We start from the raw sequence: 19,268 nt of genomic DNA on the forward strand, positions 1-19,268 counted from the left end.
AATGGGTTACAACCGCCGGGTCCCCATTGCGTTATGTGGGTCACAGTCGTAGTGGCGGGCGCAGGTGGCCGCGGCGGGCGAGCGGCGCAGGTGCCAGTGTCGGCGCAGGTGCCAGTGTCGGTGCCGGTGGCGGTGGCCAGCAAATAGACTGGTGCGCATGGCCTCCGCTACTGGACTTTCCGCAAGCGCACGATTCCTGCGCGGCCGGGTCCGCACCGGCATTGCCAGGAGCCGCAACTCGCTGCTGCCGGCGGCCCAGATGACCGTCTGCGCCGTCGGCGCGTACGCCTTCGCCGAATACGTCCTGGGCCACACCGGACCGCTCTTCGCCGCCACCTCCTCCCTGATAGCCCTCGGCTTCTCCCGCGAACCCAGGCTGCGGCGGGTGGTGGAGGTGGGGCTGGGCTGCACCCTGGGCATTGTGGTGGGTGATCTGCTGCTGCACTGGCTGGGAGCGGGGATCTGGCAGGCCGCCGTCGTCCTCTTCTTCTCTATCATGCTGGCCCGCTTCCTGGACCGCGGCGTGATCTTCACGACCCAGCTCGGGCTGCAGTCCCTCCTGGTGGTGCTCCTGCCCGCGCCGGCCGGGGGCCCGTTCACCCGCAGCCTGGACGCCGTCGTCGGCGGGATCTTCGCCCTGCTGGTGACCTTCCTCGTTCCGAAGGATCCGCGCCGGGAACCGCGCCACGACGTGAGGAAACTCCTGCACGAGCTGGCCGAAGTGCTGCGGGAATGCTCCTCCGCCCTGCGGTACAGCGATTCCACCCAGGCCTGGCACGCGCTGATCCGCGGACGCAACGTCCAGCCCCTCGTCGATGCCATGCGCCAGACCCTGCGCACCTCCGGGGAGGTGGCCACCCTGGCCCCCGCCTACCGCCGCCACCGCGACGAGCTGGACCAGCTGGCGCAATCGGTGGACTTCATCGACCTTGCCCTGCGCAACAGCCGCGTCTTTGCCCGGCGGCTGACCAGCGCCATCAACCATGCCGCGCTCTCGGACGAGGCGACCGAAAACATTGCCGAGGTGCTGCAGGACACTGCCGCCGGCATCGACGAACTCGCCCTGGGCCTGGCGGAGGTGCACGACGGCGTCCGGCGCGCCCACCTGCGGACCGCGAAGGCGGAACTGGGCGAGGTCGCCGGCCGGCTGCATCCCCGGCTCCTGGACGTGCAGCGCCTCGAGGGCGAAACCGTGGTCATGCTCTTCCGCCCGCTCATGGTGGACCTGCTGGAGGCCACCGGGATGGACGCCCGGGAAGCCCGGGACATCCTGCCGCCGCTGTAGGACCGTTTTGGCCCCCGGAGCCGGGCGGGGCAGGCCGTCCCCGACCGTGGTTGTCGGTGCCCCCGGTTAGGGTGGAGCAATGGCTACCAAGACTTCCCGCCCGTCCAAGGCGCCGGGCTACAAATGCGCCGAGTGCGGCTGGACCGCGGCCAAGTGGGTGGGCCGCTGCGGCGAGTGCCAGGCCTGGGGCAGCATTGAGGAGACCGGCGGCGCCGTCGCCCGGACGACGGCGGCAGCCACCGTGCTGGAACCGGCCCGCCGCATCGCCGACATCGATGCCACCACCGCGGCGTTCCTGCCCACCGGCGTGGACGAGCTGGACCGGGTGCTCGGCGGCGGGCTGGTCCCCGGCGCGGTCATCCTGCTCGCCGGCGAACCCGGCGTGGGCAAGTCCACGCTGCTGCTCGACGTCGCGGCCAAGTTCGCCCGCACCGCCCAGGACGTCCTCTACATCACCGGGGAGGAATCCGCGGCGCAGGTGAAGCTCCGCGCGGACCGGATCGACGCCGTCGCCGAATCCCTCTATCTTTCCGCTGAAACGGACCTCGGCCAGGCCCTGGGGCAGGTCGAGAAGCTTGAGCCACGGCTGCTGGTGGTGGACTCGGTCCAGACGCTGAGCAGCGCCGACGTCGAAGGCAGCGCCGGCGGTGTCTCGCAGGTGCGGGAGGTCGCCGCCTCCCTCATCGCCGCGGCCAAGCGCCGCAACATGACCACGCTGCTCGTGGGGCACGTGACCAAGGACGGCTCCATCGCCGGGCCCCGGCTGCTCGAGCATCTCGTGGACGTGGTGTGCCAGTTCGAGGGCGAGCGCCATTCCCGGCTGCGGCTCCTCCGTGCGGTCAAGAACCGCTACGGGCCCACCGATGATGTCGGCTGCTTCGACCTGAACGAGGACGGCATCGTCGGCCTGGCCGATCCCAGCGGCCTGTTCGTCTCACGGACCAAGGAGCCCGTCTCCGGCACCTGCATCACGGTGACCCTGGAAGGGCGCCGGCCGCTGCTGGCAGAGGTCCAGTCGCTGCTCGCCGAAAGCTCCAGTTCCCAGCCGCGCCGGGCCACGAGCGGGCTGGACAGCTCACGGGTGGCGATGCTGCTCGCCGTGCTGCAGCAGCGCGCGGGCTGCCTGCTGAACAAGGATGACTCCTATGTGGCCACCGTGGGCGGCGTGAAGCTCAGCGAACCGGCCACGGACCTCGCGGTGGCGCTGGCCGTGGCGTCGGCCAAGGCCAGGAAACCGTTGCCGGAGCGGCTCATCGCATTCGGCGAGGTGGGCCTCGCCGGGGAGGTCCGCCCGGTCCCCGGCATCAACCAGCGCATCCAGGAAGCCCACCGGCTCGGATTCACGCACGCCGTGGTGCCGGCCAGCCCCAACGGCCCCGGCCCGGTGCCCGCCGGGTTCTCGGTGCGGGAAGTCGGACACCTGGCCGAGGCGCTGGGCCTGTTGATCGGCTGACTCGGCCCGGCCTGCCCGTCTCCCGCTCCGGGAGGACATACCCATTCTTCGCGCCCGGGACCGGGCACAACAGGAATATGTCCACGCACCAGCCCCCGAGCGGGACATGTCCCGTGGCGGGCTGCGCATTGCGCGCTACCCACGGGAGGACATGTCCCGTCATCGTCTCAGGACCGGGCCGCTCAGGCCTTCCGGGGCGGCAGTGCGAGCTTGAAGACCTTCGCCCACGTGGAGCCGACCTGCTTCAGGATGGGGCCCGTGGTGTACGTCAGCCCGTAGCGCTTGCAGATTTCCTGGACCTTCGGCGCCACCTCGGCGTAGCGGTTGGACGGGATGTCCGGGAAGAGGTGGTGCTCGATCTGGTGCGACAGGTTGCCCGTCATGAGGTGCATGAACTTTGAACCGGAGATGTTGGCGGAGCCGATCATCTGCCGCACGTACCAGTCGCCGCGGGTCTCGCCTTCCACCATTTCCTCGGTGAAGGTGTCCGTCCCCTCCGGGAAGTGCCCGCAGAAGATCACGGCGTGGGCCCAGAGGTTGCGGACGGCATTGGCCGTCAGGGTGCCGTACAGTGCCTGCTTGCCGGAGCCGGTGAGCATGGCGACGGCGGGGGTGGCGGCGTAGTCCTTCGTGAACTGCGTGAGGGCCTTGCGCCCCAGGGCCTTGAGGTCCTTGACCAGGGCGGCCTTGGTCTTCTTGCCCTCCTTGTAGTCCTGCAGCTCGAGATCGTAGATGGCGATCCCCCACTCGAAGACCGGGGCCAGCAGCGCGTTGTAGAGCGGGTTGCCCAGGTTGAAGGGCTTCCATTCCTGGTCCGGGTCCATGCGGAGCAGGTTGTATCCGACGTCGTTGTCCTTGCCGATGACGTTCGTCCAGCGGTGGTGCAGATCGTTGTGGGTGTGCTGCCAGGCGCGCGCGGGGGTGACGAAGTCCCATTCCCACGTGGTGGAGTGGATGTCCGGGTCGCGCATCCAGTCCCACTGGCCGTGCAGGATGTTGTGGCCCAGTTCCATGTTTTCCAGGATCTTGGCGAAGCTCAGCAGCGTGGTGCCGGCGACCCAGGCAGCCTTGTTCTTGCTGACCAGGAGCGCGGCGCGGCCGGAAATCTCGAGTCCGCGCTGGATCTTGATCATGCGGCGGATGTAGGCGGCGTCGGACGCTCCGCGCTTGGCCAGGATGTCGTCACGGATGGCGTCGAGTTCACGGCCCAGCTCGGCAACCTGCTCGTCGGAGAGGTGGGCGGCGGACGGCGGACGCAGCGTCGGGCTGCCGGACTCGGCAAGGGCGCCGGGCCGCGTCTTCACGGCGGCGGGCGCCTTCTTGGGGGCGGCACCGTCTTTCGGGGCAGCGTCCCGGGAGGCGTCTTCCCCGGCAACGTCCGGTTTGTTGGTAACGATCGTCATACGGTGGTGCTCCTTAGAGGTCGAGGCTAACGGGTCCGGCAGCTGCCGAAACGCACGTCTGGATTAGTTGGCCGGGCTCGCCATGCACTTCGCCGGTGCGCAGGTCACGGACCTGGCCGGCCCGGAGCGGAATGAGGCAGCTGTGGCAGATTCCCATGCGGCAGCCGCTGGGCATCAGCACACCGGCATCCTCGCCGACGTCGAGCAGGGGCGTGTCCCCGTCCGCTTCGACCTCACGGTCCGAGGCCTCAAAGGTGACCAGCCCGCCGTCGTGCCCGGCACCGCCGGCAAGGCTGGTACTGAAGCGTTCGATGTTCAGCGTGGCGGCGTGCGCGCCCGGGGAGGATTCCCCGGCCGCGGTTTCGGCTGCCCACAGCGCCTCGGCGTGGTCGAGGAAGACTTCGGGGCCGCAGGCGTAGGCGGCGCGCTGGCGCCAGTCCGGGCAGAGCCGTTCCAGCTCGGCGGGGGAACTGAAGTTCATGCGGCCGCGTTCGGCGGTGAACCAGTGGACGACGCGGAAGTTGGGGAACTGGTCCGCGAGTTCGGCGAGTTCCTCACGGAAGATGGCATCCGCTGCGGTGCGGGCGAAGTGGATCAGCACGACGTCGGCGTCAGGGCGGTGCGGCACAAGCGTGCGGATCATCGACATCACCGGGGTGATGCCGCTGCCGGCGGTCAGCATGAGCAGCGGGCGGGGGTGTTCCGGCAGGACAAAGTCGCCCTGCGGCGGCGCCAGGAAGAGGACATCGCCGGGCTTGGTGGTGCGCACAAGGGTCCCGGAGACGGCGCCCCTGTCGGTGACGGTGATGGCCGGTTCCTGGCCCGCCCGGTTGCTGAGCGAGTAGGAGCGCCAGTGCCGGACGCCATCGAGCTCGACGCCGATGCGGGCCCACTGGCCGGCGCGGTGTGCTTGCCAGCCGCGGCCGGGGCGGAAGAAAATGGTGGCGGAATCGCTCGTCTCGGGGACCACCCGGGTGACTACCCCGCGCAACTGGCGGGCAGAAAACACAGGGTTGAACAGCGACAGAATGTCTTCTGGAGCCAGGGGGGTGGTCAGTATCGATGCGGCGCGCGCCAGCTTACGGAGCCGGATCATGCTTCAAGCATATGTCAGTATGGGGCATACTTCTTCACCCAAGGCATACGATCGCTTCACAGAAACTATCTCCTGGACACAACTTTAGGAGTGCGCCATGAATGCTCCGGCCGAAAGCCACGCCCCGGCCCCCGCGCATGAGCCGCCCTGGCTGGCGCTGCCGCGGGAGGTCAGCGACATGCTGCGACCCATGATGCCCGGCATCGTGGAGGCCATCATCGACGCCGTACCGCAGCTCGTTCCCGCTTATGCCAGGCCCATCGAGGGACGGTTCGGCCGCGGCCTGCGCCGGGGCGTCGCCGCGGCACTGGACCGCTTCCTGCAGCTGCCCGGGACCCGGCTTCCGGCCCTGTCCGAGGAGAGCAGGCAACTGGTGGCCGGGCTCGGCAGCGGCGAGTTCCGGCAGGGCCGGAGCATGGACGCGCTGCTGAGTGCGTACCGGATGGGCGCCCGGGTGGTGTTCCGGGAGATGTCCCGGATGTCCGTTGAACGCCAGCTGGGCCAGAGCGTGGTCGTGGACCTGGGCGAATCGATTCTCGCGTACATCGACGAACTCTCGGCGGTGAGCGCCGAAGCCTACGCGGTGGAGCAGTCCGAGCGCGCCGGAGCGGTGGACCGGCGCCGCACCGAGCTGCTCGATCTGCTGCTGCGTGGCCAGGCCGATGAGGCCGCCCTGCGCCAGACGGCAGCCATGGCCGACTGGTCCCTGCCGCCAAGGATGGTGGTGGTGACCCTTCCGGTGGAGCGCTCGGCCGGGTTGCGGGTGCGGCTGGGACCCGGCACCCTTGTCGTGGAACGCGAGACCGACGCCGTCGCCCTGGTTCCGGCGCGGAAGTCCAAGGCCGCGCGCGCGGACCTGGAACGGGCCCTGCGGGGGCGCGGAGCGTCCGTCGGGCCGGCCGGCGGCTGGGAGAAGGTCCCGGATTCCCTGCGGCTGGCCGTGCTGTCCGCTTCTGTCCTGCCTCCCCGGGACGGGCCGGAGGACCCGCCCATCTGGGCCGACGAGCACCTGGCGGAGGTGGTTTTGGGCGCCGAGCCCTCCGCCATCGCCGAGCTCGCGAACCGCCGCCTGGCGCCCCTGGAGGGCCTTCGCCCGGCCCAGCGGGAGCGGCTGGCGGAAACCCTGCTCTCCTGGCTCCGGCATTGGGGCCAGCGCGGCCCGGTCGCGGCCGAGCTGGGGATCCACCCGCAGACCGTGGGCTACCGGGCGGCGCAGCTGCGTGAGCTTTTCGGTGACGCCCTGGAGGATCCGGAGGCGCGGTTCGAGCTGGAACTGGCGCTGCACGCCGGCAGGCGTTAGGCGCGGCAGGCGTTAGGCGCAGCAGGCGTTAGGCGCAGCAGGCGTTAGGCGCAGCAGGCGTTAGGCGCAGCAGGCGTTAGGCACGGCAGGCGTTAGGCCCGACGGCGCGGGGCCCCCGACGGCGCCTGGCCGGCCGGAGGCCGCGGCGCTACTTGGCGGGGTTGTGCGTGCCGATCGGCACCAGAGTCAGGTCCGGATGGTTTTTCTCGATCCGGCGCAGCGCCCAGACGTCGTTGAACAGGGCCAGGTACTCGCCGTCGGAACGCAGCAGCACCTCGGCGCCGGGGACGTTGGCCAGCGCAGGCATGGCATCCGCCGTCGAAATCCGGGCGAGCGAATACGGCAGCCGTTCCAGCCGCATCGGCGCGCTGAAATCGTGCGCCATGCGGTCCTCCACGACCTCGAACTGCATGGGGCCGACGGCGGCCAGCACGGGGGCCTGGTCGCCGCGGATGTCGGAGCGGAGGACCTGGATGACGCCCTCGTGTTCGAGCTGTTCGATGCCGCGGCGGAACTGCTTGAAGCGGCTGGGGTCCTTGGACCGCGCCACCTGGAAGTGCTCCGGGGCGAACAGCGGGATGGCGGGGAACTCCACCGGCTCGGCCAGGAACAGGCTGTCGCCCACCCGCAGCGAGGAAGCATTCACGAGCCCCACGACGTCGCCGGGGAATGCCTCGTCGATGACCTCGCGTTCCCGGCCGAAGACCTGCTGGGCGTACTTCGTGGCGAACGACTTCCCGGTCCTGCCCTGCGTCACCACCATGCCGCGCTCGAAGATGCCGGAGCAGACGCGGATGAAGGCGACGTGGTCGCGGTGGGCCTTGTTCATGCCGGCCTGGACCTTGAAGACGAACCCGGCGAAGGGCGCGTCGACGGGGCGCGGTGCGCCGTCGACGTCGGGCCGGGGCGCGGCGGGCGGGGCGAAGTCCACGAGGGCGTCGAGGATTTCCTTCACGCCGAAGTTCAGGGCGGCGGAGCTGAACAGGATCGGGGTGGCCTTGCCGGCGTGGAAGGCGTCGACGTCGAACCCGAGGTTGGATTCGACGACCAGCCCGGCCTCGTCCACCGCGTTGGTCCAGTCGCCGCCCTGGCTGGCCGCGGCCTGCTCCGGGGTGAAGTACTCGGTGATGGCGATGTTGGCGCCGGAGTTGTTGCGCTGGAACTTGGCGAAGCGGTCGTTGCGGAGGTCCCACACGCCGCGGAAGTCGCCGGAGATGCCCACGGCCCAGGTCAGCGGCATCGGCTGGAGGCCGGTGCGCTCGGTGATCTCGTCCATGAGCGCCAGGGCGTCCAGGCCCGGGCGGTCCCACTTGTTGATCACGGTGATGATGGGCAGGTTCCGCTGCTTGCAGACCTCGAAGAGCTTCATGGTCTGGGTTTCCAGGCCCTTGGCGGCGTCCACGAGCATCACCGCGCAGTCGACGGCGGCCAGCACCCGGTAGGTGTCCTCGGAGAAGTCCGCGTGGCCGGGGGTGTCCAGCAGGTTGATGACGGTGTCCCGGTAGGCGAACTGCAGCGCGGCCGAGCTGATGGAAATGCCGCGGTCCTTTTCCATCTGCATCCAGTCGGAGATCGTTTCCTTGCGGTTGGCCTTGCCGCTGGAGGCGCCGGCGGTGCCGATCACCTTGGCATGCAGTGCCAGGGCCTCTGTGAGGGTGGATTTGCCCGCGTCAGGGTGGGAAATGACAGCGAAAGTCCGACGCCGGGCCGCCTGCTTGTGAATCTCATGGACTCGGGCGGGGCTGAGGACTTCTTGAGACACGGTGCTACTTTCGCTGCGGGCTGGGGAGATGGTCGCTGTCCGGGTCCGGGCCAGGCGGAAGGCCGGGGAACACCCAAGGCTTCCAGTTTATCGCAGGACGCCAACCGGCCGTGCGGAGGGCCGAAAGTCCCGTCCCGGGAGACCGCCGCGCGGGCCATTCCGGAGGCACTTCCGGACGCGTCGCAATGGAGCACTTTGAGGCTTGCCTGTGCGGTTGGCGCACCGCTTTGCCTCTACTATGGGGAGGACGGGAAACCGAGTACTTTTGATCCTGCCGGAAATCCTCGGAACCGGCGTACCTGCAGGCTGGAGCCTGCACCTTTGAAGGGAAAACCATGGCTCGGAGCCCTGAAGATTCACTCAAGGCGACTCTGGGCAGGGTAGCGCCGGGCACGGCCCTCCGCGACGGCCTCGAGCGCATCCTCCGCGGGCGCACCGGCGCCCTGATCGTCCTGGGCATAGACCGGACCATCGAATCCATCTGTTCCGGCGGCTTCGAGATCGGGATCGACTTCTCCCCCACCCGCCTGCGGGAACTGGCGAAAATGGACGGCGCGATCATCTGTGACAAGGATGCCAGCAATATCCTGCGGGCGGCCGTGCAGCTGGTCCCGGACTCCAGCATCGAAACCCAGGAGTCCGGCACCCGGCACCGGACCGCGGAGCGCGTGGCCATCCAGACCGGGGTCCCGGTCATCTCCGTCAGCCAGTCGATGCAGATCATCGCCCTTTACGTCAACGGGCTCAGGCACGTCCTGGAGGGCTCCGAGAAGGTCCTGGCCCGCGCCAACCAGGCCCTGGCCACCCTGGAACGCTACCGCTCGCGCCTGGACCAGGTGACCAGCTCGCTCTCCGCCCTGGAAATCGAGGCCATGGTGACCGTCCGCGACGTCGCCGTGACGCTGCAGCGCCAGGAAATGGTGCGCCGGATTTCCGAGGAGATCTCACAGTATGTGCTCGAACTCGGCGAAGACGGGCGCCTGCTTTCCCTGCAGCTGGACGAGCTGACTGCAGGCCGCGGCCCCGGCAGTGATGTGATCATCCGCGACTACTCAGGCCCGGCCGCCTCCGCCGAGGACATCGAGAACGCGGTCAAGGCACTCGTGAGCCTGGGCCCCACCGAACTGATCGATCTTGGCAGGATCTCCGGGATCGTCGGCTTCGCCGGCGGCGAGGCGAACCTCGACGCCGTCGTCCAGCCGCGCGGCTACCGCCTGCTCTCCGGCCTCAAGGCCGTGCCCAAGGCCGTTGCCGACCGGCTCGTGGACCACTTCGGCGGCCTGCAGTTCCTGATGGCCGCGACGATCGATGACCTCATGACCGTGGACGGGATCGGCGACCAGCGCGCCCGGACGGTCCGCGAGGGCCTGAGCCGGATGGCCGAGGCCAGCCTCCTGGACAGGTTCCTCTGACTCCGTCGCCCGGAAACCCGTCGCCCTGAAACCCGTCCATTGCTCCGCAACTGCCGTTTTGGGCCCTCAAAAGGGCAGTTACGGAGCAATCGAGGGGACTCAGTTGAGCTGGAACACGGCCTTGGCGCTCGTCTTGCTCGCCAGCCTGGCCGTGAAGACGTAATAGGAGCCGCCGGAGCCGGGCCTGGCCCCGATAAGGGCGCAGCCCTGCACGGTGCGGTTGCGCAGCCACGGGAAGTTCGCCGTCTCGGTCTGGCCCGGCGCGATGGTCTTCACCAGGTCCGTGCTGTCCGTCTGGCAGTCCTGGGACGAGAAGATCCGGTCCGATCCGCTGATGATGAGGAACTCCATCTGTGACGTTCCCATGTTCACCTCGCACGGCACCTTATTGCCGTTCGTGACCTTCAGGCTCAGCAACGGCTTCTCGTCCGCCGCGTAGGCGGCCTTGTCCGTGGCGGCCGTCACCGTCACCAGATTCTGCTCGCAACTGCTGGCCGTAGGGGTCGAAGCAGGGGTCGCCGAGGCGGTGGGTGCCGTGGACGGCGGTGAAGCCGCGTCCGAGGGAGCAGCCTGCCCGCTCGCGCCGGCGGAGCCGCCCGGGTCCGTGGAAGGCTGGCCGCCGGTGATGGCGCTGGAGACAGCAATGAAGCCGCCGACGGCGACGGCGATCACCAGCAGCAGGGCGGCGCCCACGAACAGCCGGCGGCGGCGGAATACGGGGCTGAGCGGTTTTCGTGCAGGCTCCCGCCCGGGTTTCCGCGCGTTTTGTCCGCCGCCGGAAACCTTCGGCCGGGAACCTCGGGTTCCTGAATTGTCTTGCCTGCCCATTCTCCTAGGCTAGAGAACCGCGCCGGGTATGGGGCCCTCCCACGCCGCAGGCGGACTGTGGCTCTCATCTACTACGCTTACTTGCATCAAAGCTCTAGCCGACTCCCCCGCCGTCCGTGCTGCCGCGCACCCGCAGAACCTTCCCGCACCCGCCCCCGCCCGCACACCCGCCCCCGCACCCGCCGGGCTGCCGCTGGCAGCCCTCCACCAAGCGCTGGCCGGCTGGTTCGAATCCAACGCCCGGGAGCTTCCGTGGCGGGCCGCGGACTGCACTCCCTGGGGTGTGCTGGTCAGCGAGATCATGCTCCAGCAGACCCCGGTGGTCCGGGTCCTGCCCGTGTGGGAGGAGTGGCTGCGGCGCTGGCCGGAGCCGGCAGGGCTGGCCCGGGAGGCCGCCGGGGAGGCCGTCCGCTCCTGGGGGCGGCTGGGCTACCCCCGGCGGGCGCTGCGGCTGCACGCGGCCGCCGTCGCCCTCGTCAAGGACCATGACGGCGAGGTGCCCGGCAGTGCTGCGGAGCTCCTCGGGCTTCCAGGCGTGGGCAGCTACACGGCTGCGGCCGTTGCCGCGTTCGCTTTCGGCCGCCGTGCAACGGTGGTGGACACCAATATCCGCCGGGTCCATGCCCGCCTGCTCTCCGGCGCCGCCTTGCCGTCGCCTGCCCTGACCGCCGCGGAAATGCGGCTGGCGGCGCAGGTTCTCCCGGACGACGTCGGCGAGTCGGTGCGGTGGAACGCCGCCGTCATGGAGCTGGGGGCGCTCGTGTGCACGGCGCGGGCGCCGAAGTGCGGGCAATGCCCGGTGCGCGGTTCCTGCGCCTGGCTCGCGGCCGGCGAGCCGCCGCCCACCTACACGCCCAAGGGACAGTCCTGGCACGGAACGGACCGCCAGGTGCGCGGCGCCGTGATGGCTGTGCTCCGGCTGGCCGACGCGCCGGTGGAGCCGGAACTGTTCCGGCGGGCCCCCGCTGACCTCGGCTTCGAGCCGGACGGGATCGGCATTCCCCTCGCCGCCTTGCACCGGCTCAACTCGGCTCCCGAGCAGCTGGAACGCGCCCTGGCCGGCCTGCTCAGCGATGGCCTGGCTGAGCTCCACCCCGGCGGCCTCCGGCTCCCTTCCTGACTCCGGCTCCCTTGGCGGCCCGCGCCTCCGGCCCTACGCTGGAGCATGCGCAAGTTCGCGGCAACCGTGGCCCTGACCGGTTTTGCGCTCACCGGTGCGCTCCTGGCGAGCGGGTGCCAGGCCGAGACGGTCTGCCCCGCGATCGCACAGGCGCCCCTGGTCGCGCTGACCGTGGCGAAGGAGTATGCGGCTTCGGTGAAGTCCGTCCACCTCAAGGCATGCCAGGCCGGCCGCTGCGCGGAGGCTGACCTTGGGCTCTTCCCCGGAAGCACAACCGTCGACCAGGGCTGTGAACCCGGCCCCAACGGCGGCGACCGGCCCTGTTCGGCAAGCTCTTCCCCTGACGGCACGGTCAGGGGTATGCTGATGCTTGATGTCCTGACCGGCGACAGCATCGAGGCGACGTCCATGGGAACGGATGCCAGCGGCCTCCCGCTGCCGGTCCGGACGCTCACGTTCACGCCGCGGGTGGCCTACCCCTTCGGCGAGAAGTGCGGCCGGTTCATCACCGCCGGCCTCGTGCTGGATGCAAACGGCCTTCGGCAGGCGGATTAGGCGCGGCAGAACAGGACAGCCCGATGAACGCACGGAACATCACCCGCTGGATCCACGCGGGACTGTGGGCGCTGGCCGTCTCGGGCCTGATCACAGCCTGATCACAGCCTGATCACAGCCTGATCACAGCCTGGGCCACGCTCGAGCCCCAGCCCGACCAGGTCAGGGATCCGGACGCCTGGGCAAGGTTTGTCAGCGCGGACTCCTACCTGACCAGCCACCTGTTCGGCAGCACGGCGGGCACCGTCCTTGCGATCTTCGGCGTCTTCGCCCTCGGCTGCTTCCTGGCCAACAGCCGGGTGGGGCGCCTGGCGCTGGCGGCCATGGTCATGTCCGTCGCCGGTTCCGCCTTGCTGCTGGTGCCGGCGGCCATCTCCACCTTCACGTTGCCGGCGGTCGGGAGGGCCTACCTGGACGGGAACCGGGACGTCATGGCACTGGAGTTTCCGGCCGCCATGCAGGGCTCCTTCCTGCTCGGGCTCCTGCTGGCGTTCGTCGGCAACGTCCTGCTGGGCACCGCGGTCTGGGGCTCCCACACGCTGCCGCGCTGGGCCGGCGCAGCCTGGCTGGCCGGCGTCGTACTGTTCTACGTCCTGGGCGTGGTGCTGGGGCAGGCCACGACGGGAAGCAGCCTGCCCACCCAGACCGCCGGGGCCCTGGTCATGGCGGTGGCCGGCGGCTGGATCGCGTGGAGCCCGGTGCGCCAGGACCGGCGGGCGCCGGACCCTGCGGCAACCCTGTTGCCGTGACCTGTCCTGCCGTGACCTGTCCTGGAATTCCGGCCTCAGGGTTCGCCGAAGCCCGATTCGACCAGGCCGCCGAGATACCGCATGGCCTTCGCGGCGTCCGGTCCGCTGGCCTGGACATGCAGCACCGTGCCCTTGGGCGCGCCGAGCATCATGAGTTCGGTCATCGACGCGCCGTCGGCGCCGTTGATGGACACGTCGACATCCATCCCGGACAGGCCGCCGGCAATCTTGGCCGCCGGCCGGGCGTGCATTCCGGCCTGGTTCACGATTTCGAAGTCCGCGGTGGCGTCCGGCGGCTGCTGATGCCCGCGGGCGGGCGCTTCGGGCGCAGCCGGGGGCCGGTAGACGGCTTCGGCGGCTTCCTTCACCGCCCGCGCGTCGGCCCCGGCCTGCGCCGCGACGGCTGCGGCGACGAGGCCCTCCACGAGCGGCGCGTCGGCCAGCAGCACCGACTCCGGATCCGCCGCGAACTCCAGCGCTGATTCCGCGGTCATCACCGCCGAGCCGAGGTCCGTCAGCACAACAACCCCATCAGAACCGTCGCCGGCCGCCTGTTCCAGCGCCGCCATGACCTTCTCCAGGCTCGTGCCGATCCGGCCGTCGTCGGTGCCTCCTGCCGGGAGGATCAGCACGTCGGGCGCCATCTGGGCGGCCAGCTCGACGGCGCCCTCGGCGATCTTCCCGCTGTGGGAAACGACGACGAGCCGGACGCTCATTCGGCGGCTCCGGCCGCGGCGCGCAGGATCAGCGCGCTGGAGACGGCGCCCGGGTCCCGGTGGCCGATGCTGCGCTCCCCCAGGTAGCTGGCGCGTCCCTTCCGGGCGAGCATCGGATCGGTGGACACGGCGCCGGCCTCGGCCGCCTCCGCCGCGGCCAGCAGCACCGCGTGGGCGTCGCCGTCCCCGGCGGCAGCGGCGGCGGCCTCAACCGCCGGCGTCCAGGCGTCCACCATCGTCTTGTCCCCGGATTCGGCCTTCCCGCGGGCAACGATGCCGTCGCGGGCCGCCCGCAGGGCCGCCACCAGCGTGGCGGCGTCGACGTCGGCCTGGTCTCCGAGAGCGGTGGATGCCCGCAGGAAAGCCGTCCCGTACAGCGGGCCGGCGGCCCCGCCCACCTTGGACATCAGGGTCATGGCCGTCAGCTTCAGCGCCGCCGCGGGGGTTTCCGGCGGCGACTCGGCGAGTTTGTCCATCACGGCCCTGAAACCGCGGTCCATGTTCTCGCCATGATCGGAATCCCCGATCGGCCGGTCCAGGTCAATGAGCTCCACCCGGTGATCCGCCATGGCCTGGGCGGAGCGCGTGAGCCAGCGCACCGCCCAGTTGACGTCGAGGCCCATGCTCAGACGCCCCAGCGCAGGGCCGGCGTGTGGACGGGCGCATCCCAGAGCGCCGTCATCTCCTCGTCGAGGCGCAGGACGGTGATGGAGCAGCCCTGCATCTCAAGGGACGTGATGTAGTTGCCCACGAGCGAGCGGGCCACGGTGACGCCCTTTTCGGCCAGCACCTGGGCGGCCCTGCGGTAGACGATGTACAGCTCGCTCAGCGGGGTGCCGCCCATGCCGTTCACGAAGAGGAGCACCTGGTCTCCGGAGGCGACGCCGAGATCGCTGACCACCGGGTCCAGCAGGCGGTCCGTGATGCCGTCGGCGTTTTCCATCGGGATGCGGTGCCGGCCGGGCTCGCCATGGATGCCGATGCCGATCTCGATCTCGTTTTCCTCCAGCTCAAAGCTGGGCACGCCCGCGTGCGGGACCGTGCAGGCGGTCAGGGCCACGCCCATGCTGCGCACGTTCTGGTTGACGCGGTCGCCGATGGCGGCGACCGCGTCAAGGCTGTCGCCGCGCTCGGCCGCCGCCCCGGCGATCTTCTCCACCAGGACCGTGCCGCCCACGCCGCGGCGCCCGGCGGTGTACAGCGAGTCCTGCACGGCGACGTCGTCGTTGACGAGGACCGTGCGGACCTCCACGCCTTCGGCCTGTGCAAGTTCCGCCGCGGTCTCGAAGTTGAGCACGTCGCCGGTGTAGTTCTTCACGATATGCACCACGCCGGCGCCTGAGTTGACGGCGAGCGTGGCCGGAAGGATCTGGTCCGGGGTGGGCGAGGTGAACACGGCGCCCGGCACGGCGGCGTCGAGCATGCCCACGCCCACATAGCCGCCATGCAACGGCTCGTGGCCGCTGCCGCCGCCCGAGACGAGGCCCACTTTGCCTGCCACCGGCGCATCCTTGCGGACGATGTAGTTCGGGTCCGCGAAGACGGTCACGAGGTCGGCATGGGCGAGCCCGAACCCCTCGACTGACTCGTCGACCACGGCACGGGGATCGTTGATGAGCTTCTTCATGGCGGTGCTCCCTGGATGGTGTCCTGGCTGCTTGGTTAGACCCTACTACCGGGGCCCTGCCAGTGATAGGCGCCGGTTTTCGAACGGCTGGGGCGGACCCGGGATACTGCGGAAACCGCAGTTCCGCCGGTTTCGCTGCCGGCCTGGCTGCCGACGGCGTGGCTGCCGACGGCGTTCGTCAGGGCTGCTTGTCCGCCCGCCGTGGGAAGTCCGGCCACGCGTCGCCGCACAGCCACGAAAACGGCGGCGTGTTCAACCGGGCAGCGCCCGTTCCTGCTGGGCCCGTTCCTGCTGGGCCTGTTCCTGCCGGGCACGTTCCTGTTGGGCCTGTTCCTGTTGGGCCCGGGCGCCGGGTGCCGGCGGCCGTCTGGGCTTCGGCGGCCCCGCCCTCCGTGCTGGTGCCGGCCGGGCCGCTGCCGGCCTGGCCGCTGCCGGCCTGGCCGGGTGCCGCAGGCGCAACGGCGCCGGTCGTGTGGAATGCGGAGAAACCTGGAAAAATCACGTCTTGGTGCATTTTCTGCCTCCGGAAGATGGCGGCCCACCCCCTGGGCCGGGATCAGTTTATCCACCAAATTTAGTGAACGGAAGCCCCGGACCGGTCCGGTCCCCGTCTCCGGCCGCAGCCGGGCCACAGCCGGGCCGCGGCCCGGCTACAGGGCCTTGATCATCCTGGTATTGCCCAGGGTGTTGGGCTTCACCCGGGCCAGGTCCAGGAACTCGGCGACGCCCTCGTCATGCGAGCGCAGCAGCTCCGAATAAACCTCCTGATCCACTGCAGTCTGGTCCGCCATGACTTCGAAGCCGTGCTTCTTGAAGAACCCCACTTCGAACGTCAGGCAGAACACGCGGGAGACCCCCAGCTCTCTGGCATCCTCCAGCAGCCGCTCGACGAGCACGTGCCCCACTCCCTTGCCGCGCCACGACGACGCTGCCGCGAGGGTACGCACCTCGGCCAGGTCCTCCCACATGACGTGAAGAGCGCCGCAGCCGATCACCTCGCCGTCGACGGATTCGGCGATCCGGAACTCCTGCAGGCTTTCGTAGTACGCCACGGTCTCCTTCGCCATGAGGATCCGCTGATCGGCCAGCGGAGCCACCAGCGACTTGATGGACGCCACGTCGCTGGTGCGGGCAGGGCGGATGCGGATGGTCTCAGTCACAGCCCAATCTTACGGCGGCGCCCTGCTGCACCCTTGCCCGGCCCCAACTGGCTCGCAATTGTTGTCGTTTTGAGCGTCCAAAACGACAACAATTGCGAGCCAGTTGGGCAAGGCAAAGGCCCCGCCTTCCCTTGCGGGAAAACGGGGCCTTTGGACTTGCTGCCTAGACGCTCGGGGCGATCTCCGGGATACGCGGCTTGGCGTTGCCGGCGAAGGTGAACTTGGCGTCGTCGCCTTCGCCGTCCACATCCACCACCACGATGTCGCCGCCGTGCAGCTCGCCGAAGAGGATCTTCTCGGAGAGCTGGTCCTCGATCTCGCGCTGGATGGTGCGGCGCAGCGGCCGGGCGCCCATCGCGGGATCGTAGCCGCGGGTTGCCAGGAGCACCTTGGCCGCGGTGGTGAGCTCGATGCCCATGTCCTTGTCCTTGAGCCGCTTCTCCAGCCGGCCCACGAACATGTCCACGATCTCGATGATCTCGTCCTGGGTCAGCTGCGGGAACACCACAACGTCATCGACACGGTTCAGGAACTCGGGACGGAAGTGCTGCTTGAGTTCCTCCGTGACGCGGGCGCGCATCCGGTTGTAGCCGGTCTGCGTGTCCGTGCCGGACTGGAAGCCGGTGGCCACGCTCTTGGAGATGTCCCGGGTGCCGAGGTTGGTGGTCATGATGATCACGGTGTTCTTGAAGTCCACCACGCGGCCCTGGGAGTCGGTCAGGCGGCCGTCCTCCAGGATCTGCAGCAGCGAGTTGAACAGGTCTGCGTGCGCCTTCTCCACCTCGTCGAAGAGCACCACGGAGAACGGACGGCGCCGGACCTTCTCGGTCAGCTGTCCGCCTTCCTCGTAGCCCACGTAGCCCGGAGGGGCGCCGAAGAGCCGCGACACCGTGTGCTTCTCCGAGTACTCGGACATGTCCAGGGTGATCAGGGCGTCTTCTTCACCGAACAGGAACTCGGCCAGGGCCTTGGCCAGCTCGGTCTTGCCGACGCCGGTGGGGCCGGCGAAGATGAACGAACCGCCCGGACGCTTGGGGTCCTTCAGGCCGGCACGGGTGCGCCGGATGGCCTGGGACAGGGCGCGGATGGCCTCGTCCTGGCCGACGACGCGCTTGTGCAGCTCGTCTTCCATCTTCAGCAGGCGCGAGGACTCCTCCTCGGTGAGCTTGAAGACCGGAATGCCGGTGGAGTTCGCCAGCACCTCGGCGATGAGATCCTCATCGACTTCGGAGATGTCGTCCATGCCGCCGGTCTTCCACTGGCGTTCCTTCTCGGCGCGCTCGGCAATGAGCTTCTGCTCCTTGTCGCGCAGCGCCGCGGCGCCTTCGAAGTCCTGCGCGTCGATCGCGGATTCCTTCTCCAGCTTCATGGCGGCGATTTTCTCGTCCATGACCTTGAGCTCCGGCGGGGCCGTCATCCGGCGGATCCGCAACCGGGCACCGGCCTCGTCGATCAGGTCGATCGCCTTGTCCGGCAGGAAACGGTCCGAGATGTAGCGTTCGGACAGGGCCGCCGCCGAGGCGAGGGCGCCGTCGGTGATGGTGACGCGGTGGTGCGCCTCGTACCGGTCGCGCAGGCCCTTGAGGATCTCGATCGCGTGCGCGACGGAGGGCTCCTTGACCTGGATCGGCTGGAAGCGGCGTTCCAGGGCGGCATCCTTCTCGATGTGCTTGCGGTATTCATCCAGCGTGGTCGCACCGATGGTCTGCAGCTCGCCGCGGGCCAGCATGGGCTTCAGGATCGAGGCCGCATCGATGGCGCCTTCGGCGGCTCCGGCACCGACGAGGGTGTGGATCTCATCGATGAACAGGATGATGTCGCCGCGGGTGCGGATCTCCTTGAGGACCTTCTTGAGGCGCTCTTCGAAGTCACCGCGGTAGCGGGATCCGGCCACGAGGGACCCGAGGTCCAGCGTGTACAGCTGCTTGTCCTTGATGGTCTCGGGCACGTCGCCGCGGACGATCGCCTGGGCCAGGCCTTCGACGACGGCGGTCTTGCCGACGCCGGGCTCGCCGATCAGCACAGGGTTGTTCTTGGTGCGGCGGGACAGGACCTGCATGACGCGTTCCATTTCGGATTCGCGCCCGATGACGGGATCCAGCTTGTTCTCACGCGCGGCCTGGGTCAGGTTGCGGCCGAACTGGTCCAGGACGACCGAACCGGCGGGAGTGCCTTCGGGCTGTCCCGGGCCGACGCCGGCGCCGGTGGCTTCCTTGCCCTGGTAGCCGGAGAGCAGCTGGATGACCTGGTTGCGGACGCGGCCCAGGTCCGCGCCGAGCTTGACCAGCACCTGGGCGGCCACACCTTCACCCTCGCGGATGAGGCCGAGCAGGATGTGCTCGGTTCCGATGTAGTTGTGTCCCAGCTGCAGGGCCTCGCGCAGCGAGAGCTCCAGCACCTTCTTGGCACGCGGCGTGAAGGGGATGTGCCCGGACGGGGCCTGCTGGCCCTGGCCGATGATCTCCTGTACCTGCTCGCGGACGCCGTCGAGCGAAATGCTCAAGGACTCAAGGGCTTTGGCGGCAACACCTTCACCCTCATGGATCAGACCCAAGAGGATGTGTTCGGTACCAATGTAATTGTGGTTCAGCATGCGTGCCTCTTCTTGGGCAAGCACAACTACGCGACGGGCACGGTCCGTGAATCGCTCAAACATTTCGCCACACTCCTAGCTACGACGTACTTTGATGCTACGTGGCCCGGTTCCAGATTTGGGGTTTGTTCGCCACAGGGGAAACCGTGGCTCATCCGCGCCGACGCACAGCGCCTCGGAAGCCGGCCCCGGCGGCCCGGCCTGGCCTT

Annotated in this window: 16 protein-coding genes; 7 read left to right on the plus strand and 9 right to left on the minus strand. The window is 69.3% G+C overall.

Going from position 1 to position 19,268, the window contains the following annotated elements:
- Positions 1-157: 157 nt before the first annotated feature.
- Together ACQCSZ_RS19375 and radA are read left to right on the plus strand one after the other, a co-directional pair.
- Positions 158-1,285, plus strand: coding sequence for an FUSC family protein (locus ACQCSZ_RS19375; protein WP_427005293.1), 1,128 nt, complete (start codon positions 158-160; stop codon positions 1,283-1,285).
- Between the two features lie 79 nt (positions 1,286-1,364).
- Positions 1,365-2,738, plus strand: coding sequence for a DNA repair protein RadA (radA, locus tag ACQCSZ_RS19380; RefSeq protein WP_427005294.1), 1,374 nt, complete (start codon positions 1,365-1,367; stop codon positions 2,736-2,738).
- 182 nt (positions 2,739-2,920) lie between these two features.
- On the opposite strand, the gene ACQCSZ_RS19385 is transcribed toward radA, so the two are convergent.
- Positions 2,921-4,141 (minus strand): fatty acid desaturase family protein, encoded by a 1,221-nt coding sequence (locus ACQCSZ_RS19385; RefSeq protein WP_427005295.1) that lies wholly within the window; start codon positions 4,139-4,141, stop codon positions 2,921-2,923.
- Positions 4,142-4,154: 13 nt separating this feature from the next.
- Positions 4,155-5,237, minus strand: a complete 1,083-nt coding sequence (locus ACQCSZ_RS19390) for a ferredoxin reductase (RefSeq protein WP_427005296.1) — start codon at positions 5,235-5,237, stop codon at positions 4,155-4,157.
- A 97-nt stretch (positions 5,238-5,334) separates the two neighbouring features.
- Here ACQCSZ_RS19390 and ACQCSZ_RS19395 point away from each other — a divergent pair, with 97 nt between their 5' ends.
- Complete coding sequence (locus tag ACQCSZ_RS19395; RefSeq protein ID WP_427005297.1) at positions 5,335-6,537, plus strand: PucR family transcriptional regulator; 1,203 nt, start codon at positions 5,335-5,337, stop codon at positions 6,535-6,537.
- A gap of 148 nt (positions 6,538-6,685) precedes the next feature.
- Here ACQCSZ_RS19395 and ACQCSZ_RS19400 read toward each other — a convergent pair whose 3' ends face one another.
- A complete protein-coding gene (locus ACQCSZ_RS19400; protein WP_427005298.1) occupies positions 6,686-8,299 on the minus strand; it encodes a peptide chain release factor 3 in 1,614 nt (537 codons plus the stop codon).
- 335 nt (positions 8,300-8,634) lie between these two features.
- On the opposite strand from ACQCSZ_RS19400, the gene disA reads away from it, so the two are divergent.
- Positions 8,635-9,711: a DNA integrity scanning diadenylate cyclase DisA gene (gene disA, locus ACQCSZ_RS19405; protein ID WP_427005299.1), complete on the plus strand. Its 1,077-nt coding sequence runs from the start codon at positions 8,635-8,637 to the stop codon at positions 9,709-9,711.
- Between the two features lie 99 nt (positions 9,712-9,810).
- Here the strand turns inward: disA and ACQCSZ_RS19410 are convergent, their stop codons facing one another.
- Positions 9,811-10,539: a hypothetical protein gene (locus ACQCSZ_RS19410; RefSeq protein WP_427005300.1), complete on the minus strand. Its 729-nt coding sequence runs from the start codon at positions 10,537-10,539 to the stop codon at positions 9,811-9,813.
- A 283-nt stretch (positions 10,540-10,822) separates the two neighbouring features.
- On the opposite strand from ACQCSZ_RS19410, the gene ACQCSZ_RS19415 reads away from it, so the two are divergent.
- The 3 genes from ACQCSZ_RS19415 (at position 10,823) to ACQCSZ_RS19425 (ending at position 12,963) form a co-directional block, all read left to right on the plus strand.
- Positions 10,823-11,659: an A/G-specific adenine glycosylase gene (locus ACQCSZ_RS19415; protein ID WP_427008393.1), complete on the plus strand. Its 837-nt coding sequence runs from the start codon at positions 10,823-10,825 to the stop codon at positions 11,657-11,659.
- 45 nt (positions 11,660-11,704) lie between these two features.
- Complete coding sequence (locus ACQCSZ_RS19420; protein ID WP_427005301.1) at positions 11,705-12,214, plus strand: hypothetical protein; 510 nt, start codon at positions 11,705-11,707, stop codon at positions 12,212-12,214.
- A 122-nt stretch (positions 12,215-12,336) separates the two neighbouring features.
- A complete protein-coding gene (locus ACQCSZ_RS19425; protein WP_427008394.1) occupies positions 12,337-12,963 on the plus strand; it encodes a DUF4386 family protein in 627 nt (208 codons plus the stop codon).
- A gap of 35 nt (positions 12,964-12,998) precedes the next feature.
- On the opposite strand, the gene dhaM is transcribed toward ACQCSZ_RS19425, so the two are convergent.
- The 5 genes from dhaM to ACQCSZ_RS19450 all read right to left on the minus strand — a co-directional run bounded on the left by dhaM (position 12,999) and on the right by ACQCSZ_RS19450 (position 19,122).
- Complete coding sequence (gene dhaM / locus ACQCSZ_RS19430; protein WP_427005302.1) at positions 12,999-13,679, minus strand: dihydroxyacetone kinase phosphoryl donor subunit DhaM; 681 nt, start codon at positions 13,677-13,679, stop codon at positions 12,999-13,001.
- Positions 13,676-14,302, minus strand: coding sequence for a dihydroxyacetone kinase subunit DhaL (gene dhaL, locus ACQCSZ_RS19435; protein WP_427005303.1), 627 nt, complete (start codon positions 14,300-14,302; stop codon positions 13,676-13,678). Before dhaL ends, dhaM begins: the two co-directional genes overlap by 4 nt.
- 2 nt (positions 14,303-14,304) lie before the next feature.
- Entirely contained in the window at positions 14,305-15,306 is a 1,002-nt protein-coding gene (gene dhaK, locus ACQCSZ_RS19440) for a dihydroxyacetone kinase subunit DhaK (RefSeq protein WP_427005304.1), read from the minus strand.
- 650 nt (positions 15,307-15,956) lie between these two features.
- Positions 15,957-16,466 (minus strand): amino-acid N-acetyltransferase, encoded by a 510-nt coding sequence (locus ACQCSZ_RS19445; RefSeq protein ID WP_427005305.1) that lies wholly within the window; start codon positions 16,464-16,466, stop codon positions 15,957-15,959.
- Between the two features lie 163 nt (positions 16,467-16,629).
- Entirely contained in the window at positions 16,630-19,122 is a 2,493-nt protein-coding gene (locus ACQCSZ_RS19450; RefSeq protein WP_427005306.1) for an ATP-dependent Clp protease ATP-binding subunit, read from the minus strand.
- Positions 19,123-19,268 lie beyond the last annotated feature (146 nt).

The organism is Pseudarthrobacter sp. H2, from assembly GCF_050157045.1.
GTDB lineage: Bacteria > Actinomycetota > Actinomycetes > Actinomycetales > Micrococcaceae > Arthrobacter.

Bases quoted from the DNA above. Each gene is read 5' to 3' on its own strand.
- ACQCSZ_RS19375 (WP_427005293.1), top strand. From the start codon at position 158: ATGGCCTCCGCTACTGGACTTTCCGCAAGCGCACGATTCCTGCGCGGC.
- radA (WP_427005294.1), top strand. From the start codon at position 1,365: ATGGCTACCAAGACTTCCCGCCCGTCCAAGGCGCCGGGCTACAAATGC.
- ACQCSZ_RS19385 (WP_427005295.1), bottom strand. From the start codon at position 4,141: ATGACGATCGTTACCAACAAACCGGACGTTGCCGGGGAAGACGCCTCC.
- ACQCSZ_RS19390 (WP_427005296.1), bottom strand. From the start codon at position 5,237: ATGATCCGGCTCCGTAAGCTGGCGCGCGCCGCATCGATACTGACCACC.
- ACQCSZ_RS19395 (WP_427005297.1), top strand. From the start codon at position 5,335: ATGAATGCTCCGGCCGAAAGCCACGCCCCGGCCCCCGCGCATGAGCCG.
- disA (WP_427005299.1), top strand. From the start codon at position 8,635: ATGGCTCGGAGCCCTGAAGATTCACTCAAGGCGACTCTGGGCAGGGTA.
- ACQCSZ_RS19410 (WP_427005300.1), bottom strand. From the start codon at position 10,539: ATGGGCAGGCAAGACAATTCAGGAACCCGAGGTTCCCGGCCGAAGGTT.
- ACQCSZ_RS19420 (WP_427005301.1), top strand. From the start codon at position 11,705: ATGCGCAAGTTCGCGGCAACCGTGGCCCTGACCGGTTTTGCGCTCACC.
- dhaM (WP_427005302.1), bottom strand. From the start codon at position 13,679: ATGAGCGTCCGGCTCGTCGTCGTTTCCCACAGCGGGAAGATCGCCGAG.
- dhaL (WP_427005303.1), bottom strand. From the start codon at position 14,302: ATGGGCCTCGACGTCAACTGGGCGGTGCGCTGGCTCACGCGCTCCGCC.
- dhaK (WP_427005304.1), bottom strand. From the start codon at position 15,306: ATGAAGAAGCTCATCAACGATCCCCGTGCCGTGGTCGACGAGTCAGTC.
- ACQCSZ_RS19450 (WP_427005306.1), bottom strand. From the start codon at position 19,122: ATGTTTGAGCGATTCACGGACCGTGCCCGTCGCGTAGTTGTGCTTGCC.